At 73.7% G+C, this 23,715-nt stretch carries 20 protein-coding genes and 1 pseudogene; 15 read left to right on the forward strand and 6 right to left on the reverse strand.

The genetic code is table 11. The annotated features are described in order from the left end of the window. The first annotated feature begins 64 nt into the window (after positions 1–64). Together ACIHAR_RS09075 and ACIHAR_RS09080 are read left to right on the forward strand one after the other, a co-directional pair. Complete coding sequence (locus ACIHAR_RS09075; RefSeq protein WP_365457593.1) at positions 65–1,636, forward strand: amidohydrolase; 1,572 nt, start codon at positions 65–67, stop codon at positions 1,634–1,636. Between the two features lie 49 nt (positions 1,637–1,685). Beyond that, the gene (locus tag ACIHAR_RS09080; RefSeq protein ID WP_400018131.1) at positions 1,686–2,540 is read left to right on the forward strand and encodes a DUF72 domain-containing protein; all 855 of its coding nucleotides are present in this window, start codon (positions 1,686–1,688) and stop codon (positions 2,538–2,540) included. Between the two features lie 16 nt (positions 2,541–2,556). Here the strand turns inward: ACIHAR_RS09080 and ACIHAR_RS09085 are convergent, their stop codons facing one another. After that, a complete protein-coding gene (locus ACIHAR_RS09085) occupies positions 2,557–3,273 on the reverse strand; it encodes a lipoprotein (protein ID WP_400018133.1) in 717 nt (238 codons plus the stop codon). A 264-nt stretch (positions 3,274–3,537) separates the two neighbouring features. Here ACIHAR_RS09085 and rpmG point away from each other — a divergent pair, with 264 nt between their 5' ends. Together rpmG and ykgO are read left to right on the forward strand one after the other, a co-directional pair. Beyond that, on the forward strand, positions 3,538–3,702 hold the full coding sequence (rpmG, locus tag ACIHAR_RS09090; protein ID WP_365457602.1) for a 50S ribosomal protein L33: 165 nt from the start codon (positions 3,538–3,540) through the stop codon (positions 3,700–3,702). A gap of 28 nt (positions 3,703–3,730) precedes the next feature. Further along, entirely contained in the window at positions 3,731–3,853 is a 123-nt protein-coding gene (ykgO, locus tag ACIHAR_RS09095) for a type B 50S ribosomal protein L36 (protein ID WP_102638883.1), read from the forward strand. A 428-nt stretch (positions 3,854–4,281) separates the two neighbouring features. Here ykgO and ACIHAR_RS09100 read toward each other — a convergent pair whose 3' ends face one another. Further along, positions 4,282–4,689: a cupin domain-containing protein gene (locus tag ACIHAR_RS09100; protein WP_365457606.1), complete on the reverse strand. Its 408-nt coding sequence runs from the start codon at positions 4,687–4,689 to the stop codon at positions 4,282–4,284. Between the two features lie 545 nt (positions 4,690–5,234). On the opposite strand from ACIHAR_RS09100, the gene ACIHAR_RS09105 reads away from it, so the two are divergent. The 4 genes from ACIHAR_RS09105 (at position 5,235) to ACIHAR_RS09120 (ending at position 11,255) form a co-directional block, all read left to right on the forward strand. After that, entirely contained in the window at positions 5,235–7,307 is a 2,073-nt protein-coding gene (locus tag ACIHAR_RS09105; RefSeq protein ID WP_400018240.1) for a DUF1996 domain-containing protein, read from the forward strand. 177 nt (positions 7,308–7,484) lie between these two features. After that, entirely contained in the window at positions 7,485–9,173 is a 1,689-nt protein-coding gene (locus ACIHAR_RS09110) for a hypothetical protein (protein ID WP_400018242.1), read from the forward strand. A 137-nt stretch (positions 9,174–9,310) separates the two neighbouring features. Next, entirely contained in the window at positions 9,311–10,690 is a 1,380-nt protein-coding gene (locus tag ACIHAR_RS09115; RefSeq protein ID WP_400018137.1) for a diacylglycerol/lipid kinase family protein, read from the forward strand. After that, positions 10,683–11,255, forward strand: coding sequence for a phosphatase PAP2 family protein (locus ACIHAR_RS09120; protein ID WP_365457612.1), 573 nt, complete (start codon positions 10,683–10,685; stop codon positions 11,253–11,255). Before ACIHAR_RS09115 ends, ACIHAR_RS09120 begins: the two co-directional genes overlap by 8 nt. 6 nt (positions 11,256–11,261) lie before the next feature. Here the strand turns inward: ACIHAR_RS09120 and ACIHAR_RS09125 are convergent, their stop codons facing one another. After that, the gene (locus ACIHAR_RS09125; protein WP_400018139.1) at positions 11,262–11,942 is read right to left on the reverse strand and encodes a class I SAM-dependent methyltransferase; all 681 of its coding nucleotides are present in this window, start codon (positions 11,940–11,942) and stop codon (positions 11,262–11,264) included. 269 nt (positions 11,943–12,211) lie between these two features. Here ACIHAR_RS09125 and ACIHAR_RS09130 point away from each other — a divergent pair, with 269 nt between their 5' ends. Further along, the gene (locus tag ACIHAR_RS09130; RefSeq protein ID WP_365457618.1) at positions 12,212–12,412 is read left to right on the forward strand and encodes a hypothetical protein; all 201 of its coding nucleotides are present in this window, start codon (positions 12,212–12,214) and stop codon (positions 12,410–12,412) included. Between the two features lie 10 nt (positions 12,413–12,422). Here ACIHAR_RS09130 and ACIHAR_RS09135 read toward each other — a convergent pair whose 3' ends face one another. The 3 genes from ACIHAR_RS09135 to ACIHAR_RS09145 all read right to left on the reverse strand — a co-directional run bounded on the left by ACIHAR_RS09135 (position 12,423) and on the right by ACIHAR_RS09145 (position 16,327). Beyond that, a complete protein-coding gene (locus ACIHAR_RS09135) occupies positions 12,423–13,619 on the reverse strand; it encodes a cytochrome P450 (RefSeq protein ID WP_400018141.1) in 1,197 nt (398 codons plus the stop codon). A gap of 141 nt (positions 13,620–13,760) precedes the next feature. Beyond that, on the reverse strand, positions 13,761–15,524 hold the full coding sequence (locus ACIHAR_RS09140) for an NlpC/P60 family protein (RefSeq protein ID WP_400018143.1): 1,764 nt from the start codon (positions 15,522–15,524) through the stop codon (positions 13,761–13,763). A 485-nt stretch (positions 15,525–16,009) separates the two neighbouring features. Next, on the reverse strand, positions 16,010–16,327 hold the full coding sequence (locus ACIHAR_RS09145) for a helix-turn-helix domain-containing protein (RefSeq protein WP_365457632.1): 318 nt from the start codon (positions 16,325–16,327) through the stop codon (positions 16,010–16,012). Between the two features lie 126 nt (positions 16,328–16,453). Between ACIHAR_RS09145 and ACIHAR_RS09150 the strand changes: the two genes are divergently transcribed. The 6 genes and pseudogenes from ACIHAR_RS09150 to ACIHAR_RS09175 form a co-directional block, all read left to right on the forward strand. Continuing rightward, positions 16,454–17,254: an ANTAR domain-containing protein gene (locus ACIHAR_RS09150; protein WP_400018146.1), complete on the forward strand. Its 801-nt coding sequence runs from the start codon at positions 16,454–16,456 to the stop codon at positions 17,252–17,254. Positions 17,255–17,516: 262 nt separating this feature from the next. Next, on the forward strand, positions 17,517–18,866 hold the full coding sequence (locus ACIHAR_RS09155; protein ID WP_400018148.1) for a transaminase: 1,350 nt from the start codon (positions 17,517–17,519) through the stop codon (positions 18,864–18,866). 73 nt (positions 18,867–18,939) lie between these two features. Beyond that, positions 18,940–19,380, forward strand: coding sequence for an Lrp/AsnC family transcriptional regulator (locus ACIHAR_RS09160; protein ID WP_365457641.1), 441 nt, complete (start codon positions 18,940–18,942; stop codon positions 19,378–19,380). A 50-nt stretch (positions 19,381–19,430) separates the two neighbouring features. After that, positions 19,431–20,039: a flavin reductase family protein gene (locus ACIHAR_RS09165; RefSeq protein ID WP_365457644.1), complete on the forward strand. Its 609-nt coding sequence runs from the start codon at positions 19,431–19,433 to the stop codon at positions 20,037–20,039. A gap of 132 nt (positions 20,040–20,171) precedes the next feature. Beyond that, positions 20,172–21,902, forward strand: coding sequence for an immunity 49 family protein (locus ACIHAR_RS09170; RefSeq protein WP_400018151.1), 1,731 nt, complete (start codon positions 20,172–20,174; stop codon positions 21,900–21,902). Between the two features lie 1,302 nt (positions 21,903–23,204). Continuing rightward, positions 23,205–23,696 (forward strand): annotated as a pseudogene (locus tag ACIHAR_RS09175) (hypothetical protein); the annotation flags it as partial. Positions 23,697–23,715: the final 19 nt, after the last annotated feature.

Here is a 23,715-nt window from a genome sequence, read left to right on the forward strand (position 1 = left end):
GGCAGAGCCGCACGGCCTCGCCGGGCCGCCCCGAACGACCGCACCGAGCAGAGGAGCCACCCTCATGCCCACCGCCGACCTGATCGTGACCGCAGCCCGGGTCCGCACCCTCGACCCCGCCCGCCCACGGGCGACCGCCGTCGCCGTGCGCGACGGGATCGTCGCCGCGGTAGGGGAGGAGGCCGACGTACGCGACTGGCGCGGACCCGGCACGGAGGTGGTACGGCTGGACGGGGCACACCTCGTGCCCGGGCTGGTGGACGCGCACAGCCACCCCGTCTGGGGCCTGGAGATGGCGACGGGCACCGACCTGTCGGCCGTGACCGACCTGGCCGGGCTGCGGGCCGTGCTGGCGTCCGCCGAGCGCGTCGACGGCTGGGTCATCGGTCACGGCCTGGACCACAACGCCTTCGAGGGCCGGCCCGTCGACCGCGCCCTCGTGGAGGACGTCCTGGCCGGGTCGCCGGCCTTCCTGCGCCTCTACGACGGCCACTCCGCCCTGGCCGACGGCAAGGCCCTGGCCGCCGCCGGGGTGACCGGACCGCGGGACTTCGCGCAGCGCTCGGAGGTGGTGTGCGACGAGGCCGGACGGCCCACCGGGCACCTCGTCGAGCACGCCGCGATGGACCTGGTCGCAGCCGTCGCCCCCCGCCTGTCGCAGGACGCGCGCCGGACCCGCCTGCTGGACCTGCTGTCCGCGATGGCGGCGACCGGCCTGACCGGGGCCCACGTCATGGACGGCGGCGACCTCGACCTGGTGGCGGCCATGGCCGAGGAGACGGTGCTGCCGGTGCGGCTGCGCTTCGCGCCCTGGTGCATGCCGGGTGCGGACGCCGACGACCTCGCAGAACTCGTCGAGGCCCAGGGCCTGATGGGCCGTCACTGGCAGGTCGGGGGCGTCAAGTTCTTCATGGACGGCACCGTCGAGGGCGGCACCGCCTGGCTGGAGCACGCCGACTGCCACGGCCAGGGCACGGACGCCTTCTGGCCCGACCCGCAGGCCTACGCCGCCGCCGTACGCACGCTGCACGCGGCCGGCGTGCGGACCGCGACGCACGCCATCGGGGACGCGGCCGTGCGCCACGTCCTGGACACCGTGGCCGCGCTGGGGCCGGGCGCGGAAGGGCGGCACCGGATCGAGCACATCGAGACGGCGCCGGACGACCTGCTGCCCCGGTTCGCGCAGGTCGGGGTGGCCGCCTCGATGCAGCCCCCGCACACCGCCTACACCCGCCCGGACGGCACGGACGAGTGGTCCCGCCGGCTCGGCGCCGCCCGGGCCGCGCACGCCTGGCGCCTGCGCGACCTGCGCGACGCGGGCGCCACGCTCGCGCTCGGCTCGGACTGGCCCATCGCCCACCACGACGTCCGAGCGGTCCTGGCGACGGCCCGCCGCCCCCGGGGCGCGGCCTCCCGGCGCCCGGGCCTGACCGGCCTCGAAGCACTGGAGGGCTGCACCATCCACGCGGCCCGCGCGGCGGGCGAGGCTGACGTCGCCGGCCGCATCGCACCCGGTTTCCGGGCCGACCTCACGGCCTTCTCCCTGGACCCGGTCGAGGCCCCCGCCGACGAACTGGCGGAGGCACCCGTGCGTCTGACGGTGACGGGCGGTCAGGTGGTCCACCGCGGGAACTGACGTCCTGACGTCCGGGCAGGTCTTCCCGGCTCCGGGGTAACCGTCCGCCATGGGCGAGATACTGGTCGGCACCTGTTCGTGGACGGATCGGGCACTCGTCGGCAGTGGCTGGTACCCGACCGGACGGCGGGACGCGGAGGGGCGGTTACGGCACTACGCCGAACGCTTCCCCGTCGTCGAGGCGGACTCCACGTACTACGGCCTGCCGAGCGAGCGCACCAGCGAACTGTGGGCGCGGCGCACACCCGACGGTTTCGTGTTCGACGTCAAGGCCTTCTCCCTGCTGACCGGCCACCCGACCCGGCCCGCCGCGCTCCCGCCGGGGCTGCCCGCGGACGTCCGCTCCCCGAAGGCGCTGGACGAGGTCTGGCGGCGGTTCGCGGACGGCGTCCGGCCGCTGCGGGAGGCGGGGCGGCTGGGTGCCGTCCTGTTCCAGTTCCCGCCGTGGCTGCGGCCCGGAGCGCGGGCCCGGGACGTCCTCGCCGGGTGCGCGGAGCGCACCGCCGGATGGCCGGTGTGCGTCGAGTTCCGGCACCCCGACTGGTGGCGTGACGAAGAGCGGCGGGCGACGACCGCCGAGCTGCTGCGGTCCCACGGATTCGCGGCCGTCGCCGTCGACATGCACCCCTCGCTGCCGTCGACGGTTCCGCCCGTCACGCCCGTCACCTCGCCCCGGCTGGCGGTCGTGCGCCTCCACGGCCGCAGCCCGGCCTGGGGAACGGGCAGCAAGGAGGACCGCTTCCGGCACGAGTACGCCGACGAGGAACTGCGGGAGTGGCTGCCCCGCGTGCGTGCGCTGGCCGGACGGACCGAGCGGGTGCACGTGCTGTTCAACAACTGCTGTGCCGACGCGGCCGTCCGGGCCGCCACGAGGATGCGGGAACTCCTGCGGGACGGCGCCTGACGCACGTCGACGACCGTCAGGCTGTCGCCTTCAGGGTGCTCTTCGCGAGGTCGTACGCCGGCAGCATCGCCTGGTGCTCCTCGGTGTCCATGCCGCCGAGGTGGAGCACGACCGGACCCTCGCGAGTGGTCACGGCGAGGGCGCGCTCCTCCTTGGTCTCCTCCAGCAGTTTGCTGGTGGTGACGTACCGCACCTCCGCCCCGGTGAGGCCGCCCGCCTCGAACCTGCTGTAGCGCGGCCGGCTCGCGGTGCTGTCGGCGCCGACGAAGTCCTCCAGCACGGCACGTGCGTCGGCGTCGCCGGGCTTGCCGGTCCAGACCCTCAGGAAGCCGATGTTCCCGGCGGGCTTGGCGTCGACCTCGCAGGCCATGGTGACGGGGCCCTGGTGCAGCAGCGCGTCGGCCAGCTCGGCGGCCAGTTCCTCCCCGGCGCCGTCCCCCGCCGCGGCGGCGTCGACGGCCTCGGCCTTCCAGGACTCGGCGATGTCGAAGGTGACGGGCAGCTCACAGGCCGACCCGTCGGCCCCGATGCTTCCGCCACGTGCCGCGACCTCGGCGGTCGCTCCGGCCCCTGCCGTCGCGGCCCCTGCCGTCTTCCCGGCCTCCGCCGTCTTCCCGGCCGTCGCCCCGGACCCGTCCGAGCTCTGCCCGGCGTCCCCGCACCCCGTCGCCACACCCGTCAGCAAGGCGGCCACTGCCAGGCCACGCCCCACGTTCCCCACCCCGAAGCGCACCGCTGTCTCTCCTCGTCTCGCGTACCGGCGGAGCACTGTATCCGAGGCCACCGACACCGCGGACGGGCAGGTCGCGGCGGGTTGCCCGACCGCGCCCTCCTCGACGTCCGCGGTGCGCGTCGACCCGCCCGCCGTGCGCGCGCGGAGCACCTGCGGATTCCGCACACCTCGAGGGCGGGAATGTCCCGGCCGAGTCCTCTGTTGAACGGCGTGACTGACATGGACCACTCAATCGGGTGGGGATGTCGGTGAAAGGAGGTCCCCATGACACGCAGCACGGCGCGCCCCGTCGTCACCCTGAGGTCCACGGCCGGCACCGGGGTCACCTACGTGACCCGCAAGAACCGTCACAACGACGCCGACCGACTGGTCCTGCGCAAGTACGACCCCGTCGCCGGACGGCACGTCGCCTTCCGAGAGGAGCGCTGACCCGGCCGGCCGACCAGAGGAGGAAGCCATGAAGGTGCGCAAGTCACTGCGCTCGCTGAAGTCCCGGCCCGGCGCCCAGGTGGTGCGCCGCAGGGGCGTGACCTTCGTCATCAACAAGAAGGAGCCCCGCTTCAAGGCCCGCCAGGGCTGAGCGGCTCCCCCCGGCCCGGTGGGCCCGGCCCCGATACACGGGCCGGGCCCACCGGCCTGCCCGCGACCCCACGCGCAGCGCGGTGTGCCCGTCACCGCCCGCGCACAGTCGGCCTGTTTTTCACCGCCCGCGCACACCGGCCTGCCTGTCACCGCCGGGCACGGCGGTATGCCCGTCACCCTCGCGCGCACCACGGTGTCGTTATTCCTCCCGCGCCGCGCACTGCGGCGTCGTCACCTCTCCCTCGCGCCCACCGGGTGTCGTCACCCGTCCCGCCCACTCGCCGGGCGGAGGCGACGCGAGCGTCCTAGGGTGAAGGAGCGGCGGGAGTCCGGAAGCCCCGACCGTTCCCGGCCGGCGCCGACTTCCCCCATCGTCAGATCCGGCCGGGACTCCGCACCTGTCGCGGGCGGAACACGTCCCACGCCTCAGCGGCCCACGGCCAGGTCCGGCGCCGCCGCCCGAGTGGACAAGGGGCTGTCGGCCGGCAGGAAGAACAGCGCGCAGATCGTCAGGGGCTGGTCCCCCCGGTTCTCCGCCTTGTGCACGCCCTGCGGCCCCACGGGCTCGACGATGCACTCCCCGGCGACGGTGACGCACTCGGATCCGTCGGCCAGAGTGCGGGTGAGCGTCCCGGCGGTCACCACGGCGACGACTCTGCCCTCGTGGTAGTGCCAGGGCAGTTCCCCGCCCGGCGGAATCTCGTACCGCGCCACGGCGACCCGCGTGCGCTCCGGCACGGCGAGGGCGAGCCGTTCGGTGAGGAGCCCGTCGGCCAGCAGGGCCGGTAGGGGCTCGGCGGCGGGCCGGGCGGCCACGGGCGACGGCCGGCTCACGCGGCACGCCCGGATAACGGGGCCGGTGTCATGTTCCGCTGGTCAGTGCGCTTCACGGGGTGAGATTATCCGACCGGTGTTTCGGTATTGTGACTGGCTGTCAGACGCCGGGTGCCTGTGATGAGGACAGTGGGGTTGCCGTCCCGGCCCGCACGTGACAGGGAACCGGCGCGCAACCGACCCCACACCGGGGGACCCGACCCCCGGGGATCCAACCCAGGGGATCCGACCCCCGGGAGTCCGACCTACCCGCAACGGGGTCCCGCGGAGTCGCGGCAGCGCGACCCCGGCGCCCGGGGCCGGAGCACACCCCTGGGGCGTGTGCGAAGGCGCAGGACAGGCGTCACTCCAAGAAATTCCTGTGAATTCTCGTGGCGGCTGAACACTGTCGTGTCCGGCCGCGTATAGGGCCGGGGGGATTGCATGTCCTTGCCGCCGACTTGGTTTTGGAGCATTCCGTGGGACACAACAGGCGCAGGCGCCCGACGGGCGGACGGCGCGCAACCTTCGCCGCGGTCGCGTTGATGCTGGGCGGCGGAGGCATGATGGCAGCGAACGTCTACGCCTCCGCCACCGAGGACGACGCCGGAAAGCCCTGGACGTCGGGCTCCGTCACCATCGACTGCCCCGACGTCGGCACCCGGCTGACCAGCGTGCCGGACCAGGCCGCACAGGAAGTGGACCGCGAACTCGCCCTGCTGGACGAGCAGATCGCCGCCGCCTACCGCCAACTGCAAGGCTCGGCACAGGCCGTACGCGAGGACGTCGGCTTCGCCGACAACGCGGTGATGAACCCGCTGAAGGAGAAGCGCGGCGCGACGATCGACCGCATCGCCGACGCCATCGACCGTGTCGGCGACCGCCCGGAGGGCCTGCAGGACCTCGCCGCCTGCAGCCTGCGCACCGCCGACGACCAGGCGGGCCAGGGCGGTCAGGGCGGCGGCGGCCAGGACCAGGACGGCGGTCAGGACGACGGCCAGGCGGGCCAGGACGACCAGCAGGGCGACGGCCAGCAGGGCGACGGCGAGCAGGACAACGGCCGGCAGGGCGACGGCGGTCAGCAGGGCAACGGCGGTCAGGCCGGGAACGGCCCCGTGGCCGCCGACTACACGGACATCACCACGGTCCAGCCCAGCCGGCAGACCCCGCCGCCGACCGCCGAAGCCTCCCGCGGCACCTTCGCCACCAGTTGCGGCGTCAACGCCAACGGCCTGTTCAACTCCGACAACGTGATCGTCGCCCCCGGCGTCACCAACGGCGCCCACCACTTCCACGACTACGTCGGCAACCAGTCCAACGACGCCTTCGCCTCGGACGACGACCTCGCGAACGCCGAGACAAGCTGCGTCGACCAGGGTGACAAGTCCTCGTACTTCTGGCCGGTCCTGCGCCTGCAGAACGGCACCCAGGAGCAGGACGCCAACTCTCCCGGCGGCGGCATCGAGGGCAACGCCGGTGAGATCGTCACGCCGAAGGAGGTCACGATGACCTTCGTCGGCAGCGCGCGCGGCGAGGTCACCGCCATGCCCCGGCTGCTGCGCATCATCACCGGCGACGCCAAGGCTTTCGTCAACGGCACCGCCAACGCCAACGCGTCCTGGAGCTGCACCGGCTTCGAGGACCGGCAGCTCAAGGACAAGTACCCGCTCTGCCCGGACGGCAGCGACGTGGTGCGCACCTTCCGCTTCCAGAGCTGCTGGGACGGCACCAACATCGACAGCGCCAACCACCGCACCCACGTGGCCTTCGCCGCCGCCGACGGCAGCTGCCCGGCCGGCTTCCGGGCCATCCCTCAGCTCGTGCAGCGGATCGTCTACGACGTCGACGCGCCCAGCCTGCAGGACGGCGGCCGCACGACCCCGCTGTTCGCGGTGGACTCCTTCCCCGAGCAGCTGCACAAGCCGGTCACGGACCACGGCGACTTCATCAACGTCTTCGACGAGGACCTGATGGGCCAGATGGTCGACTGCATCAACGAGGGCCGCACCTGCGGCGCGGGCACCGGCGGTGGCAACGGCGGCGGTGCCGACAACGGCGGCGGTGGCAACGGCGGTGGTGCCGACAACGGCGGTGGTGCCGACAACGGCGCCGGCGGCGGTGGCGGTGCCGATCAGGACCAGGGTCAGGACCAGGGCGGCCAGGACCAGGGGAACCAGGACCAGAACCAGGGCGACCAGGGTCAGGACCAGGGCGGCCAGGACCAGGGGAACCAGGACCAGAACCAGGGCGACCAGGGTCAGGACCAGGGCCAGCAGCAGCCCGCCCCCGACCCCGCCGAGTCCCAGGGTGCGCCCGCCACGGGCGACGCCGGATCCGCCGACGCCCCGCGCAGCGCGGAACCCCGCGCCGCCACGAAGCCGACCGCCAGGTCCACCCAGGCACCCGCTCCGGAGACCGGCTCCGGCGCCGGCTCGGAGGGCGACGTCGGCGCCGCCGCGACGGCCCCGGCACAGACCGCGCCCCCGGCCGACGCGGGCGACACCCCCGTCGTGCCGGCGCCGCAGGCCCAGGGCGGCCTCGCCGACACCGGCGCGAACCTGTGGCCCGCGGCCGCCGGAGGCCTGCTGGTGATCGGCGGTTTCGTCCTCCTGCGCCGTAACGCCAGGCGTTCGTACTGAGTCACCGCCGGACCCCTGGCGCGGAGGCGGGCACGTTCGGGTGCTCCCGGACGAAGGAGGCTCCCGGGCCACCCGGCCGCACGGTATATGTCACTCGGAGCGACCAGTGGGGTCGCTCCGAGTGACGCCCCGGACCAGGGGCGGCCGCCGCGCCACCAGGGGAGCACCATGGAGTCCATGGAGTACGACTACGACCTCGGCACCCACGGGCGTACCGTCACCACCTCCTCGCCCGAAGCCCAGCGCTGGTTCGACCGCGGCCTCGTCTGGTCGTACGCCTTCAACCACGACGAGGCCGTCGCCTGCTTCGAGGCAGCCGCCCGCGCGGACCCCGACTGCGCGATGGCGTACTGGGGCATCGCCTACGCGCTCGGCCCCAACTACAACAAGCCGTGGGAGTTCTTCGACGACCAGGACCTGGTACGGACCGTCGCGCGCGCCCACGAGGCGGTCGAACGCGCCCACGACACGGCCGTACGCGCCACGCCCGTCGAACGGGCCCTGATCGGCGCGCTGCGCGCCCGCTACCCGCAGGAGCGGCCCGCGGAGGACTGCTCGGTGTGGAACGCCCCCTACGCCGACGCCATGCGCGCCGTCCACGAGCTCGCCCCCGACGACCTCGACGTCGCCACCCTGTACGCCGACGCCCTGATGAACCTGACGCCCTGGCAGCTGTGGGACGTGAGCACCGGCGAACCCGCCGAGGGCGCCCGCACCCTGGACGCCAAGGCGGTGCTCGACAGGGCACTCGCCGACGGGGCCATCGACCACCCCGGCATCCTGCACATGTACATCCACCTGATGGAGATGTCACCGTCCCCGGAGGCGGCCCTGCCGGTCGCCGACCGGCTGCGCGACATGGTGCCCGACGCCGGACACCTCCAGCACATGCCCTCCCACCTGGAGGTGCTCTGCGGCGACTACCGCACGGTGGTGTCGGACAACTCGAGGGCGATCGCCGCGGACGAGAAGTACCGCGAGCGGGCCGGGGCGATGAACTTTTACACGCTCTACCGGGCCCACAACCACCACTTCAAGATCTACGGCGCGATGTTCCTCGGCCAGGCGCGGGTGGCCCTGGAGGCCGCCGAACGGCTGGAGGAGTCGCTCCCGGAGGAGCTGCTGCGGGTGGAGAGTCCGCCCATGGCGGACTGGCTCGAGGCCTTCCTCGCCATGCGGGTGCACGTGCTGATCCGCTTCGGCCTCTGGGCCGACATCCTCGACCTGCCGGAACCCGGCGACCCCGAGCTGTACAGCATGACGACCGCCCTGCGGCACTACGCCCGCGGTGTCGCCCTCTCCGCGACCGGCCGCATCGAGGAGGCCGAGGCCGAGCGCGCACTCTTCGACGAGGCCGTCTTCCGGGTGCCCGCGACCCGGATGCTCTTCAACAACACCTGCGCCGACATCCTCGCGATCGCCTCCGCGATGCTCGACGGCGAACTCGAGTACCGCAAGGGCAACCTCGACGCCGCCTTCGCCGCCCTCGAGCGGTCGATCGTTCTGGACGACAACCTCCCCTACGACGAGCCGTGGGGCTGGATGCAGCCCACCCGGCACGCCTACGGCGCCCTCCTCCTGGAGCAGGGACGCGTCGAGGAGGCCGAGGCCGTCTACCGCGCCGACCTCGGCCTCGACGACACCCTGCCGCGCCCCTCCCAGCACCCAGGCAACGTCTGGTCCCTGCACGGCCTCCACGAGTGCCTGCTCCGGCTCGGCAAGGAGGGCGAGGCGCGGATCGTCGCCCAGCAGCTGAAGCTCGCGGCCGCGCTGACGGACGTATCCGTCGAGGCGTCCTGCTTCTGCCGGCTCGACACCGCCTCCCGGCCCTCCGGCACCAGCGGCTGCTGCGGCATGGACAATTGATCGACCGGCCGCCCGGGATGCCGAGCGGTCCCGCCGTCGTGACGATGGACGCAGCGGGCCGCAGGTCTCCGGAGCGGTCGGGAGACCGATGGCGCTGTCCGCGCGGAACAGGGGGCCTCCACCATGGCGGGCGCAGGGTGAACGAGACGCGTACGACGAGGACCGACGGCCAGGTCCACCCGTACAACGGGGCCGGCCGCGCGCGGGGATGGGCGCGGCTCGCCCTGCTGCTGGTCGCCGGGTGTGCCGCGGTCGTGGCGGGCGGGGCCGGATCCGGCGGCTGGCTGGTCCTGCTCGCCGGACTCGCCGGGCTCGCGCTGGCCGGGGCGGGCGTGTGGTGGATGCTCGCGCACCGGGGCGGCGCCCGGATCCTGGGCGGCCTGCTGGCGGTGTCCGCGCCCACCGGCGTCCTGGTGCTGTACGCCGCGTCGGGGCTGTGGGTGGTGGCCGTGGGCGCGCTCGCGCTGTGGGCGGCCGCCCTCGCCTCGGCACGGTCCGCGCTGCGGGGCGTGCGCCGGCCCAAGGGCCACGGCCGCCGCATCCCGCCGCCGCGCCGGCCCGTCCTGATCATGAACGTGCGCTCGGGCGGCGGAAAGGTCGAGAAGCACGGCCTCGTCGCCCGCGCCGAGGCGCTGGGCGCCCGGGTGGTCCTGCTCGGCACGGGCGACGACTGGACCGACCCGGTCGTGGAGGCCCGGAAGGCCGTGGCCGAAGGCGCCGACCTGCTCGGTGTCGCGGGCGGCGACGGCACCCAGGCGCTCGTCGCGGCCGTGGCGGCCGAACACGACCTGCCGTTCCTGGTCGTCGCCGCTGGCACCCGCAACCACTTCGCCATGGACCTCGGCCTGGACCGCACCGACCCCCTGCGCAGCCTCGACGCCCTCACCAACGGCGTCGAGCTCCGCGTGGACCTCGGCGACGTCGACGGGCGGGCCTTCGTCAACACGGTCTCCTTCGGCGCGTACGCGGAGATAGTGCAGAGCCCCGCGTACCGCGACGCCAAGGCCGTCACGGTCCTGGAACACCTGCCCGACCTGCTGCAGGGCGACGCCGGCCCGGCCCTCGACGTCCGTGCGGACGACGCCCGCATCCAGGCGCCGCAGGCAGTCCTGGTCAGCAACAACGCCTACGCCCGCGCCGACCCGCTGGGCGGCGGCCGCCGCCCCCGTCTGGACACCGGCCTCCTCGGCGTGATCGGCGTCCGCGTGGAGGGCGCCGCCCAGGCCGCCGAACTGGCCCTGCTCGGTGAACGGGCCAGCGGGATCACCTCCCTCACCGCCCGGCGCGTGGTCGTCGAGGCCGACTCCGCGCGCATTCCGGTGGCCGTCGACGGCGAGGCGCTCGAACTGCCCACCCCGGTCGTGTGCACCGTCCGGCCCAGCGTCCTCCGGGTGCGAGTGCCACGGCACCGCCCCGGTGCCGCCTACGCCCCACCGACGGTCGACTGGCGGCGCATCGTCCGCCTTGCACTCGGCCGACCCGACCCCCGCACGATCAAGGATGCCTACGATGTCTGACCGCCGACCGAAGATCTCTCCCGTGCGGCTCGTCCGCGACCTCGCCACCCTGGACCAGGCGTTGTACGAGGCGGTCACCGTGACCAGAACCCCCACCCTGGACACCGCGTTGCGCCGGCTGTCGGCGGCCGCCGACCACTCCAAGCTGTCGTTCACGGTCGCGGGCCTGCTCGCGCTGGGCGACAGCCGGTCGCGCCGTGCCGCCGCCCTGGGCGTCGCCGCCGTCGGTGTCGCGTCGGCGAGCGCCAACCTCCTCGGCAAGAAGCTCGTACGCCGTCCGCGCCCGCACCGCGCGGTGGACTCGCCGTTCCCCGGGCGGCACGTGCCGATGCCCGACTCCGCGTCCTTCCCGTCCGGGCACACCGCGTCGGCCGTCGCCTTCGCCGCGGCGGTCGGCCCGGCCCTGCCGGCCGCCGCGGTCCCGCTGGGCCTGCTCGCCTGCGCGGTGGGCTACTCCCGGGTGCACACCGGTGTGCACTACCCGGGCGACGTCATCGCGGGCGCGCTCCTCGGCACGGGATCGGCGGCCCTGGTCCTGTCCCTGGCGGCCCGCGCCGACGTCTGAGCGCCCCTACTCCCGCCCGCAGTAGAGGAAGAGGTGGGGCTCGGGCACCGCCTCGGGATGGTCGGGGGTGAACAGCACGTTCTCCTCCGCCAGCACCGTCAGGCCCGCCCCGGCCACCACCTCGACCAGATCCTCACCGGCGAAGCTGGTGACCCGTACCGGCTGACCCATGAAGACGGCGTCGACGCCCTCGACGTCCAGCGGCACCGTGGCGAGCACGAGACTGCCGCCCGGCAGCAGCGCCCGCGCCAGCCGGCCGAGCAGGGCGGCCTGTTCCCCGCGGTCCATCTGCAGCAGCGAGAAGTACACGCAGACCGCGTGGAAGGAATCTTCGTCCAGGGGCAGTTCCCGCACGTCGGCGCACCGGAACGTCGCCTCCGGAACCTGCCGCGAGGCGAGCTCGACCATCACGGGCGAGACGTCGACCCCCAGCACCTCGTGCCCCGCCCCCGTCAGGGCGGCGGCCGTCGGCCGGCCGGTACCGCTGCCGACGTCGAGCACTCTGCTGCCCGGCGTGAGCCGGCCGAGCAGCCACTCCAGGGACCGGTGGTGCGCCTCGGAGTGCGCGAACGCCTTCTCGTAGCCGGATCCCAGCGCGTCGAACACCGCGGCCGCACGCTTCCCGTCGTCCCTGCCGTTCAAGCCGGCCCTCCCCGCCGTCGTGACCAGATCCCGCGATCCTCGCATCCCTGACAGCCAGTCACAACGATGCGGTCTCTCTCCCGTGCGGACCAGGCCGTGCGCCGTCCGTCCCTCCATCGCATCACGCCTCGCCGGTACGTGAGTTGTCCCACACGGATCGGCTCAGGCCCTGCGTGCGGGGGCCGTGATGAAAAGCGGCCGGAATCCGAGTTTCCGATACCGTCAGTAACATGATCAACTTTCACCTTCAGAAGGGGTTACTGGCGAGTAGCGCCGACCCCGGTCACTGTCGATCCGTCTGGAGGAAACCCCCCATGACCTCTCCGGCCTCTCCCGAGGACGCCCTGCACCAGGCCCGCAGTACCTACGAGGAGCACATGCGCACCTGCCGCCAGTGCCATGCCGACACCGTGCCGTGCGCCGTCTCCAAGCACCTCCTGCGCATCTACAACAACGCCAGGCGCCAGATGCGACCGCACCCGCACCAGCCGCGCCCGAACTCGATGACCCGCTGAACGCCCGGACTCACCGTCCCCCCGACAACGTCACCGTCAGGTCCCTGATCTCGTAGCCGCCGATGTCGTCCTTGAACGACACGTGCGGCTCGCCGGTCATCACCAGATCGTCGAGCGCGAAGAGCCGGCTGAGCAGGACGTCCGCCTCCAGTACGGCGACGGAGGCACCCGGGCAGCGGTGCGGCCCGTCCCCGAAGGCGAGCCCGGCCGCCCCCGGCCCGAGCGCCAGTGCCCGGCCCGGCCGCAGCACGAGCGGGTCGGGCCCCACGACCTCCTGGTCGGCGTTGGCCTCGTCGACGAAGACGGTGACCAGGTCACCGGCGCGGACCGTGATCTCGCCGTCCGCCGAGGGCAACCGCAACGGGGCGGTGGCCCGGCGCACCAGCTGCCCGACGACGGGTTCGAGCCGCAGGATCTCCTGAAGCAGCGTGAGACGTTCCGGCTCGTCGGCCGTCCGGTACCGGCCGAGCAGTTCCTCGTCGCCGAACAGGTGCCATGCGGCGACGCAGATGAACTCGCGTGTGGTCACCATGCCGGCCGCCGCGTACGTCAGGCACTCGCCGAGGATCTCCGCGTCGGAGCACCCCTCGGACAGCAGGTGGGAGATCAGGTCGTCGCGCCCCTGGCGCCGGTGGGCACGGATCGCGGGCCGCACGTCGGCGAGGTGGATGCGCAGCCAGTTGGCGTTCTGCCGCACCAGCCAGTACAGGCCCCGCACACTCGTCAGCCCGGGCCGGCCGAACTCCTCGGGGAAGAAGCGCTCCAGCCTGCCCTTCAGGCCCGGACGGCTGTGGCGCAGGCCGATGATCTCGCTCACCACCTCGATCGCCATGGTGAAGCTCAGGTCGGACAACTGGGCCGTCCCCGCCGCCCGCAGCGCGGCCACCTGCTCCTCCGCGACCCGCACCATCAGCTCGCGGTAGCGCTCGTCCACGCGACGGGGCGTGAAGAACCGGGCGGTCTGCCGTCGCTGCTCGCGGTGCTCGGGGCCGTCCTGGTACAGCACGGGGCGACGGACCCGGGGCGGCAGCTTCTCCACCGTCTCGATGCCGAGCCCGGCCTGCACCGTCTCCGTGCTGCGCAGCACCTCACGGGCGACCGCGTACCCGTGGACCTGCCAGGACCCGTCCAGGCCACGGCTCACCGGACAGCCGGACCGTTCCCGTCCCCGGTCGACCTTGCGCGCCGTCTTCTGCTCGTCCCCCATCGGGCCACTCCTCCTTCGCCGGGCCGGAGGCCAGTGTGACCGCGGTGCCGCGCACCGCGATGCGCGATTACCGGCCACGGCGAGGGAGGGGGGACGGGAGAGGCCGGGAGGGGGCCGGGTGGGAGGGGACGGGCGGGGGCCTCAGGCGGGCCGTACCGCGCCGCGCAACGTGCCCTCCCCGAGGCTGTGCACCGAGTCCTCGCGGATGCGCGCGCCCGGGCCGGGGGCGTGGATCATCATGCCGTTGCCCGTGCACAGCCCGGTGTGGCTCAGGTCGTCGTGGAAGAAGACGAGGTCACCGGGTTGAAGGTCGTCGAGGTCGACCCGGGTGAAGGCGCGGGCCTGGTCGACGGAGGCCCGCGGCAGCGTCACCCCGGCGGCCTTCCAGGCGGCCTGGGTGAGGCTGGAGCAGTCGTAGGACTCCGGTCCCGTCGCCCCCCACACGCACGGCCGTCCGATCTGTGCCCGGGCGAAGGCGAGGGCCTTGTCCGCTTTGCCGAGGTAGGCGGGACCGGAGGCGTAGGCGGTGGCGTCGACCGGGGCCGGAGCGGGGGCGAGGACCGGAGCGGCAGCGGGGGCGGGGACCGGAGCGGCGGCGGGGGCGGGGGCGTCGGGAACGGGCAGGGGGAGTTCGGCAGCAGGAAGGGGGAGTTCGGGAGCGGGTGGGATGAATGCGGGTGCGGGTGCGGGTGCCGGTGGGGTGAATGCGGGTGCGGGCGGGCTGAACTCGGGTGCCGCGAGCGAGGCTTGCGACGCCGGGAGGCCGGCCGTGGGCGCGAGGAGGCCGTAACTGGCCGCGAGCAGGCCGGTTTCGGGCCCCGGGAAGCCGGACACGGGCGCTCGCAGGACGGGCTCGGGTGCCAGGGGGACCGACAGGCCGGTTCCGGCAGGCGCGGTGAGCCCGAGGCCGCCGCCACCCGTCGGACCGGACATGTCCGTACCGGGGCTGCTGGCCTGCTGTTCCGCCCACGGGTTGGGGCCGGGACTGTTGGCCGGCTGTTCGAGCCATGCGTCGGCGCCGGGGCTGCCGGTCTGCCGGCCGGACCATGCGTCGGTACCGAGGCCGCCCGTCTGCCGGCCCGGCCATGCCCCGGCGTCGGGGCCGCTGCTCCACTGTCCCGACCACAGGTCGGTGTCGGGGCCGCCGGTCGGCTGTCCCGGCCAGGCCTCCGCCGTCGGCCGGTAGGCCGGCAACTCGCCGGTGTCCCAGGTCTGTTCGGCCGGCCCCGAAGCGAGCGCCGGGAGCGCCTGCGCGGGCTGCGCGACACCGCGGGCGAGCACCTCACGGGCCGAGGCGAGCTTGCGCCGGATCTGCTCCTTGCCGCTCCGCAGCCCGGACTGCGGCGCCGCGGGAGCGACGGCGGGCGTGGGCGCGGACACGGGAAGGGCGGCTGGGGCGGCCGGCAGCGCCTGGAGCTCCTCCGGCCGGGGCGCGGGCGCCGCCGGCAGTGCGGCCACGGCCCGCGCGGTCAGCTCCGGCACCCGCCGCTCACCCGCCTCGAGTTCGAGTCGGCCACCGCCGCCGGCCCCCAGCCCCCGTACGGCGTCGGAGCCGGACGGCCGCTGCGGACGCGGAGGGCCGGCCGGGCGCTCCGGCAGGCGGTCGGCCGGCAGGGAGGCGGGGGTGGTGGGGCCGAGCCGGCCACGAGCGAGGTCGAACCACTGCCGGGCGACGGCCTCCAGCGACGGATCGGCCGCCCGGCGCCCGCTGTTGGCGACGGAGGTGACGGTCCTGCGGTTGCCGTTCTTCCTGGCGCGGGTGGCGTTGAACGTCCCGGTGTCGCTCTCCGCCCGGTCGTACAGCGCGCTGACCCGCTGCTGGATCTCCGCGCTGCTCGGCCGGTCCGCGTCCTCCAAGCGTGCGGAACCCGTGCCCGGGGGGAGTGTGGTGCGATCCGGCGCCATGGAAGACGTACTCCTTCCGTGCTCCGCCGGCCGAGTGGGCGGTGGACGCGGGCGGTCCTGTGTCAGGACGCCGGACGCCTCAGGCTCGCTGCGGTGTCGGGCGGTTGCGCGTCCACTCCGAGGCTGGAGGGCCCCCGGCTCCGGGCCGCACCACTGGTGACGGACTCGGCGGTGGCCGCACGGCCGGCGGGGTTCGCCGGAGTCGGTCGTGCGGCCTGGGCGTCAACCTAACGAACCTGTGACGCTGGTGTGAAGATCGCTGTGTCAAATGTCCGATACGTTTTCGTGACCTTCGTCTCGCTCGGGCGCAACGAGGTTTGGCTCGCCCCGACTTGACCGATACGCCGTGCCGCGGTCAGGGCGCGCCGCGGGTCACGGTCGTCCCGCTCGGCCCGACCTGACGCCCGCGTCGCCCTGGGGTAGGCGGAAGGCGTCCCGGCAGGGGGAATCGCACTCCGTACCGCTCACGCCTCGTGGGCGCCGGGTCAGGGCCGGGAGCGGTCGGCCTCGTCCTGCGCCAACAAGGAGAGCAGGGACGCCACGGTCAGGCCGGCCTCCGCCGGGTGGCGCAGCACCTTGCCCGGTTCGATCCGATAGGTGTTGCTGCGTCCCTCTCGCGTATGGGACAGATAGCCGTCCTGCTCGAGGTCCGAGATGATCTTCTGGACGGCGCGTTCCGTGAGCCGGCAGTGCGCGGCGATGTCGCGGATCCGGGCGCTGTGGTTGTCGGCGATCGCCGCCAGCACGCGGGCGTGATTGGTCAGGAACGTCCATCCGGTATGCGGCTCAGGCACTCCCTCCATGGGGTGATCCTACGGCCTGTCATTCACGTAAACAAACACCTGAACTTGATTTCATGTATCAGTTGACGTGTGATGCCTTGACGGGCGAACCTGGAAGCACCTGACGAGTGACCGGGGGAGGCGGTCGTGCCAGAGCCTGCGTATGACGCGAGCGCCGGTGCCGGTGGCGACCCGAGGGTCGCGGCGGGCGGGGAACCGCCGGTGCGGATGACGTCCGGGCCGGAGTTCGCCCTGCGTCCCGACGGTGACCGTGTCGTCGTCGCGGTGCGTGGTGAACTCGACCTCGAGTCCACCGAGCAACTCGAGCACGCCTTGCGGGCCGCGCTGGCCGCCACGGTCGGCCGGGTCGACCTGGATCTCGGCGAGGTGACGTTCTGCGACTGCGCCGCCCTCAACGTGCTGCTCAGTCTGCGCGAGCGAGGTCTGAAGTGCGGCAAGACGGTCGCCGTCCGCTCGGCCGGTCCCGTGGTCGAGCGACTGCTCACCCTCACGGGGACCGCCGACCTGTTCGACGAGCCGCTTGCGGCACCCGACCCCGACCCCGCCTCCGGCTCCCACCGTGCCGATCGCGCCGATCGCGCCGTGCGCCACTCCGGGCCCGGTGGCGAGGACACGGTGAGCTCCGCCCAGGACGCGCGCGTCGAGGTCGTACAGCTGCGACGGGCCATGCAGACCCGCCCGGTGATCGACCTGGCCCGCGGGATCCTCATGGCCTCCTTCGCCCTCAGCGCGGAGGACGCCTGGCGCGTCCTGGTCGAGACCTCCCAGCACACCAACACCAAGCTGCACCATCTCGCCCGCGACCTGGTCACCGCCGTGCAGGGCGAGCCGCCCACGGAGGCCGTGCAGGAGCAGGTGGCGGCGGCGGTGGCCCGGGTTCGGTCGGAGCCCTCGACAGGCGACGGAATGCCGGGCGAGGGCCAGTGAGCCGACTGCGCCGATCGGTGCATCGATCGGTGGACGTTGGGGCGATCGGCGAACCACTGGGTTGATCGGTGAACTCCGGGCTGATCGGTGAACCGCTCGGGGATCAGCGGACCGCTGAAGTGGTCGGTGACCCCCTAGACGCGACCGGCGAATCGCTGAATCAATCGTCGCGACGATTGATTCGATCGTCCAGGCTTGTGCGGACCGCCGTTCCGCTCGTAGATTCCGGGTATCCGATCGTGTCTCCCACCAAGGGTGTGCCATGGACCGTGCCCGACTGCGTCACCTGCTGGACCGCGAGAGCGCGGAGGCCGAGCGGCGCAACCCCCGCTCCCGGGACGCCTACTCCCGGGCCGACCACCTGTTCGGCCGCGTCCCGATGACATGGATGAACAAGACGGCCGGCGCCTTCCCCCGCTACCTGGACTCGGCGCGCGGCGCCCGGGTGCGCGACGTCGACGGGCACGAGTACATCGACTTCTGCCTGGGCGACACCGGTGCCATGGCGGGCCACTCCCCGGCCGCCGTCGCCGACGCCGTCCAGCACCGCTTCACCGCGCTCGGCGGAGCGACCGCGATGCTGCCCACCGAGGACGCCGAGTGGGTCGGCGCGGAGCTGACCCGCCGTTTCGGCCCGACCCGCTGGAGCTTCTCGCTCACCGCCACGGACGCCAACCGCTGGGCGATCCGCCTCGCCCGCGCCGTCACCGGCCGCCCGAAGATCCTGGTGAACAGCTACTGCTACCACGGCAGCGTCGACGAGTCCCTGATCGTGACCGGCCCCGACGGCCGCGGCGCCGCCCGCCCCGGCAACGTCGGCGCCCCCTGCGACGTCACCCTCACCAGCCGCGTCGCCGAGTTCAACGACCTGGAGCAGCTCGAGCGCGAACTCGCCCACGGCGACGTGGCCGCCGTCCTCATGGAACCCGCGCTCACCAACATCGGCATCGTCCTGCCCGAACCGGGCTACCTCGAGGGCGTCCGCGAGCTGACCCGCCGGCACGGCACGCTCCTGATCAACGACGAGACGCACACCTTCTCCGCGGGACCCGGCGGCTGCACCGCCGCCTGGAACCTGGAGCCCGACGTCCTGACCATCGGCAAGGCCATCGGCGGAGGCATACCGGCCGGCGCGTACGGCCTGTCCGCCGACCTCGCCGACCGGCTGCTCGGCCGCGACGACCTGGACCTGGTCGACATGGGAGGCGTCGGCGGCACCCTCGCCGGCAACGCCCTCTCGGTCGCCGCGATGCGGGCCACGCTCGAACACGTCCTGACCGACAAGGCGTTCGCCCACATGCACGCCCTGTCCGAGCGCTTCGAGACCGGTGTGCGCGCGGGCATCGACGCCCACGCCCTGCCCTGGTCCGTCAGCCGCCTCGGCGCCCGCACCGAATACCGGTTCACCGCCCCCGCACCCCGCACCGGAACCGAGGCCGCGGCCGCAGGCGACACCGAGCTGGAGGACTTCCTCCACCTCTACCTCGCCAACCGGGGCATTCTGCTCACGCCCTTCCACAACATGGCCCTGATGTGCCCCGACACCACGGAACAGGACGTGGACACGCACACCGAACTCTTCGCCACCGCCCTCGCCGAACTGGCCGGCTGACGCCCTCGGCAGACCGGCCGGCCGGGAGCCCACCGCCGATGCGGGCCGGCCGCACGAAGGAAAGGACGCACCCATGGACGAGACCGACCGGGCCATCCTGCGCGAACTGCAGACCGACGGACGCATCGCGTACGCCGACCTCGGCCCCAAGGTCGGCCTGTCCGCGTCCGCCGCCCGTCAGCGCCTGCAACGGCTGCTGGACTCCCGCGCCGTCCAGGTCGTCGGCGTCACCGACCCGATGGCCATGGGCGGCCAGGCCATGGCCCTCCTCGGCATCAGCGTCGACGGCGACCCCCGCCCCGTCGCCGACGCGCTCGCCACCCACCCCGAGGTGGTGTACGCGGTCCTCACCTCCGGGGGCTTCGACCTCTTCGCCGAGGTCGTCAGCCCCACCGCCAAGGACCTGCTGGACTTCGTCAACGACACCGTCCGCCAGATCGACGGCGTCGGCGCCGTCCAGTCCTTCCCCTACTTCGCCATCCACACCCACCGCTTCCTGTGGGACGTCGGCTGAGCCCGGGCCCGCCGCCTGCCGGGCGCACCCGTCCGGTAGAACTGGCTGCCATGCGCATCGACTACGCACCCGAGGCCCTGGGCGCGGGTGCCTTCTACCGGCTCCTCACCGCCGTCGTCGTCCCCCGGCCGATCGCCTGGGTGTCGACCCTGGCGGCCGACGGCACGACCGCGAACCTCGCCCCGCACTCGTTCTTCACCGTGGCCTGCACCGACCCGCCGATCGTCCAGTTCACCTCCGTCGGCCGCAAGGACTCGCTGCGCAACATCGAGGCCACCGGCGAGTTCGTCGTCAACCTCGCCCCGGAACCGCTCTTCGAGCAGATCAACGCCAGCGCCGTCGACTTCCCCGCCGACGAGGACGAGTTCGACGCCGTGGGCATCGAGCGGGAGCCCTCGCTGCACGTCAAGCCGCCCCGCGTGGCCGCCTCGCCGGTGGCCCTGGAATGCCGGCTCCACTCCACCCTGGGCATCGGCAACTCCACCCTCGTCCTCGGGCAGGTCGTGCACGCCGCCGTCCACGAGGACGCCGTCGTCGAGGGGCACCCCGACATCCGCAGGCTGCGGCCGCTGGCCCGGCTCGGCGGCGACGAATGGAGCACGATCGGCGAGGTCCGCGAACTCGCCCGTATCGCCTACCGCGACTGGCCGAAGTCCTGAGGCCCCGGCGGGGCGTTCGAAGGCCGGAGCGGCAGGTGCGCAGCCGGCGGGCGGGGATCGTCGAGGTCCGCCTCCCGGACGAAGGGCGGCGCACGTCCGGGAACGCCGCCGCCGCGTCCGTAGAGTGATCATGTGACGCAACACGACGCTCCTGACGCCCACTTGCCCGTTCTCACCGTCGCACAGGCCGACCGGCTGCGCGCCCTGGCGGCCGACCACCTCGCCGCCCGCCACGGCATACGCCCGACGGTCGCGGCGGACTCCGTCGAGGCCGGCGGCCACCGGCACCCGCTCACCAACCTCGCACGGTGGTGCCGGGACGCGCCGGGGGAGACCTGGCCGGAGCTCGTCCGACAGCACTTCACGCGCCTGGAGTCCGCCTCCCGGGGCGACGAGGACGCGCAGGAGCTGCTGCGCCACACCAGGCTGCGGCTGCTGCCCTCCGACGCCCTCCCGTCCGACGCCGTGGGCCACTTCCGGTACGTGCGCCCGGTGGCCGAGGACCTCCTCGCCGCCCTCGCGCTGGACACGCCCGAGTCCGTACGAATCCTCGCGGACGCCGACGTGGCCCGGGCCGGCCTGGACGCGCTTTGGGCCGCGGGGCGCGCGAACCTGCTGGCCGCGCCGGTGGAGTACACGCCGGTCCCCGGCCCGTCGGGCGCCCTGCTGCACTCCGTCCACGGCGACTCCCACTTCGTCGCCAGCAAGGCGCTGGTCCTGCCGGTGCTGGTCCGGGAGGTCACCGGACGGGACCTGCCGGAGGCCGGCGCCCTCGTCGCCGTACCGACCCGGCACCTGCTGGCCTTCCACCCGATCGTCGACGGCACCGTCGTCGACGCGGTCAACGACCTGGGGGCGTACGCCTTCGGCGCCTACCAGGACGGTCCCGGCGCGCTCACCCCGCGGCTGTACTGGTGGCACCGGGGGCGGCTGGTCTGCCTCACGTCCTTCGACCACGACAGCCGCACCCTGTCCGTGGTGCCCCCGCCGGAACTGCTGGACCTGATGAAGCGCCTGCGCGGCTCCTCGTCCCCGGCGTCCGACGAGCCCGGCGTACCGGACGTGGACCGGCTCGCACACACCGTGACCGAGGCGACCGAGCGGCTCGCCCGGGACCCGGCCGGCTTCACGCCCGCCCTGGGGGCCGCTCTGGAACACGCCCACGCCCGCTGCGCCGACGACCCCGACGCGGCGAAGCTGGAGACCTGGGAGGCCTGGGTCAGGGCGATGCAGATCGGCAGCGCCCTGTTCGCCACCACCCTGGCCCGTGAGGGCACGGTGGACTGCCGCATCGGCGACCGGGTCCGCCGCCTGCCCGCCACCGGCCCGGCTCCCCACGCGACCGCCCGCGCCTGGCTCGACGCCTTCTGGCTCGCCCTCGTCTGCGGCGAGGGCGACCGGCTGAGCGCCCTCGCCCGCGTCCCGCTGGAGGACCTGCGCCGGACCAGTCAGCAGGACGACGACTACGTCTTCCACTGGATCGACACCCTGCAGAGCTACATCGGGAACGTCCCCGTCGACGACATCGTGCCCAAGCTCGTCGCCACCATGGAGTCCTCCCACCCCCACGTGGCCACCCGCACCCCGGCCGACTTCCTGAACCTCGTCGACTACCAGCCCGTCGCCCTCTTCCACCGTGTCCTCACCGGCCAACAGGACCATTTCGCCGAGGCGCTCACCGAAGCACTCGCCCACCACGCGCGCTACTACGACGGTTCCGCCGACCTCCGCCGCCACGTCGCCCTGGGCCCCCTCGCCCTGGCCTGCCTCGCCCACGCCAGGGGCTTCCCCGTCGACACCGCGTCGCCGTACCTGCCCAAACACCTCGTCGAGGGATCCTGGCACGGGGAGTTCGACACCTGACGGGTGCGACGGCGCCCTTCTGGGAGGATCGGCACATGACCTTCCGTCCCCGTGCCGACCGCTCCCGGGGTGCGCGTCGGTCGAGGCGGTCGGCCCGGTCCGTCGGCTCGGTCGGCTCGTTCCTGTCCATCGGCTCCGTGGGCGGTTTCCTCTCGGTCGGCTCCGTGGGCAGCGTGCTGTCCGTCGGGTCCGTCGCCAGTGTGCTGTCGTCCGTGGGCAGCGTGCTGTCCATGGGGTCCGTGGGCAGGTGCTGTCAGTGGGGTCCGTGCTGTCCCTGGGGTCCATGGGCGAATTTCTGTCCTGGGGTCCCTGGGGTCCCTGGGGTCTGTGGGCAGTGTGCTGTCCGTGGGGTCGGTCGGCTCCGCCGCGTCCGTCGCCTCCGTCGGGTCCTGGCTGAGCGCGGGATCGGTGCGGTCCGCACGTTCCGTACCGGCGTGCCGGTCCGGTGACCGCGCCCTCGCGGCGGGCGTCGCCCTCGCCGGCCTAGCCCTGCTGTACGGGCGCTCCCGCATCGCGTGGTGAGCGGGCGGCGGCCGCAGCCGGGCGCTCGGCCGGCCCCCACCGCCCGGCCGGGCACGGGTTCGACCCCCGTGGACAACGCTGCCGGGTAGTCCAGCGCGCACGGGCGTGTCGGAGACGATGAGGTCGCCCGGGTGACAGCGGTGCGGCGGCGGCCGGGGCCGCGGTGGCCCGGACGTGACTGCCGGGCCGGCAGTGGCCCCGGGCCGCAGCGGCCGGGCACCTGGCCCCGGGCCTGACCGGGCCCGCCCCGGACGCCTCCGCCGGTCCTCGACGAGGCGCCGGCCGCGGGCCGGACGCCTTCGCTTGGGCCCCGCCTTCGCTTGGGCCCCGCCTTCGCTTGGGCCCCGCCTTCGCTCGGGGCCCGGCCTTCGCTCGGGGCCCGCCTTCGCTCGGGGCCCGGCCTTCGCTCGGGGCCCGCCTTCGCTTGGGCCCGGCCTTCGCTCGGGGCCCGCCTTCGCTTGGGCCCCGCCTTCGCTCGGGGCCCGCCTTCGCTTGGGCCCCGCCTTCGCTTGGGCCCCGCCTTCGCTCGGGGCCCGCCTCCGCTTGGCCCCGACGCCTCGGCCGGCCCCCGACGATCCGCGACGCGGACAGTCGCAACTCCCGCGGCAGCGCCCGGGAAGTGACCCGCTCCCCGCTCGACTCCGCGCCTCCTGCCCCGCCGAGAGCCGTTGTCAGTGGGCGCCAGTAGTTTCGTTCTTGTCGCGCCGCTCTGGCGTGACAGTCCCCCTGTGCCGCGCCGACACGGCGTGACACGCCTTGTGCTGCGAAGGAGATGGTGCGTTGTCGGACTGGGAGAAGTCGAGCACGGCCCGGGTGGTGCCGCCCGCCTGGCCGCGCAAGCTCGCCAAGGTCCCCTTCGTCGAACTGGCCGACGGACGCCTCCAGGGCGTGGTCTCCAGCGGCTCGGACATCGAGCGCGTCTACGTCTCGTCCGTCGCCTCCGGCACGTACGCGTTCGCGTGCAGCACCAACAACAACCGCCCCTGCGGCGGGGCCCGGGGCTCGTTCTGCAACCACATCCGCGCCCTGATCACCGAGGCGGTCCTCCAGTACGGCGCCGAGCGCGTCGCCCGCTACCTGCGCGTCGAGCCGGAGGGCGGGGAGGCGAACGCCCCCGCCCTCACCGCCGCCATGATCGCGGCCCGCCCCGCGCAGGCGGACGGCAAGACCGCGGCGGCCCCCGTCTTCAGCCGGTTCCTGCGCCATCTCGCCTACCTCCAACCAACCCCCACCACGGCCCCGTTGCCCGAGATGCAGTGGTTCCCTTCGACCCGGGGCGGCGACCGCGCAG

Source organism: Streptomyces sp. NPDC052016 (assembly GCF_044548445.1).
Taxonomy (GTDB): Bacteria; Actinomycetota; Actinomycetes; order Streptomycetales; family Streptomycetaceae; genus Streptomyces.

What these genes read in the sequence shown, in the direction of transcription:
- ACIHAR_RS09140 (WP_400018143.1), bottom strand. Translation starts at nt 15,524, where the DNA reads ATGGCGCCGGATCGCACCACACTCCCCCCGGGCACGGGTTCCGCACGC.
- ACIHAR_RS09125 (WP_400018139.1), bottom strand. Translation starts at nt 11,942, where the DNA reads ATGCGAGGATCGCGGGATCTGGTCACGACGGCGGGGAGGGCCGGCTTG.
- ACIHAR_RS09165 (WP_365457644.1), top strand. Translation starts at nt 19,431, where the DNA reads ATGCGCATCGACTACGCACCCGAGGCCCTGGGCGCGGGTGCCTTCTAC.
- ACIHAR_RS09145 (WP_365457632.1), bottom strand. Translation starts at nt 16,327, where the DNA reads ATGGAGGGAGTGCCTGAGCCGCATACCGGATGGACGTTCCTGACCAAT.
- rpmG (WP_365457602.1), top strand. Translation starts at nt 3,538, where the DNA reads ATGACACGCAGCACGGCGCGCCCCGTCGTCACCCTGAGGTCCACGGCC.
- ACIHAR_RS09130 (WP_365457618.1), top strand. Translation starts at nt 12,212, where the DNA reads ATGACCTCTCCGGCCTCTCCCGAGGACGCCCTGCACCAGGCCCGCAGT.
- ACIHAR_RS09080 (WP_400018131.1), top strand. Translation starts at nt 1,686, where the DNA reads ATGGGCGAGATACTGGTCGGCACCTGTTCGTGGACGGATCGGGCACTC.
- ACIHAR_RS09110 (WP_400018242.1), top strand. Translation starts at nt 7,485, where the DNA reads ATGGAGTACGACTACGACCTCGGCACCCACGGGCGTACCGTCACCACC.
- ACIHAR_RS09135 (WP_400018141.1), bottom strand. Translation starts at nt 13,619, where the DNA reads ATGGGGGACGAGCAGAAGACGGCGCGCAAGGTCGACCGGGGACGGGAA.
- ACIHAR_RS09155 (WP_400018148.1), top strand. Translation starts at nt 17,517, where the DNA reads ATGGACCGTGCCCGACTGCGTCACCTGCTGGACCGCGAGAGCGCGGAG.
- ACIHAR_RS09105 (WP_400018240.1), top strand. Translation starts at nt 5,235, where the DNA reads ATGGCAGCGAACGTCTACGCCTCCGCCACCGAGGACGACGCCGGAAAG.
- ykgO (WP_102638883.1), top strand. Translation starts at nt 3,731, where the DNA reads ATGAAGGTGCGCAAGTCACTGCGCTCGCTGAAGTCCCGGCCCGGCGCC.
- ACIHAR_RS09120 (WP_365457612.1), top strand. Translation starts at nt 10,683, where the DNA reads ATGTCTGACCGCCGACCGAAGATCTCTCCCGTGCGGCTCGTCCGCGAC.
- ACIHAR_RS09075 (WP_365457593.1), top strand. Translation starts at nt 65, where the DNA reads ATGCCCACCGCCGACCTGATCGTGACCGCAGCCCGGGTCCGCACCCTC.
- ACIHAR_RS09160 (WP_365457641.1), top strand. Translation starts at nt 18,940, where the DNA reads ATGGACGAGACCGACCGGGCCATCCTGCGCGAACTGCAGACCGACGGA.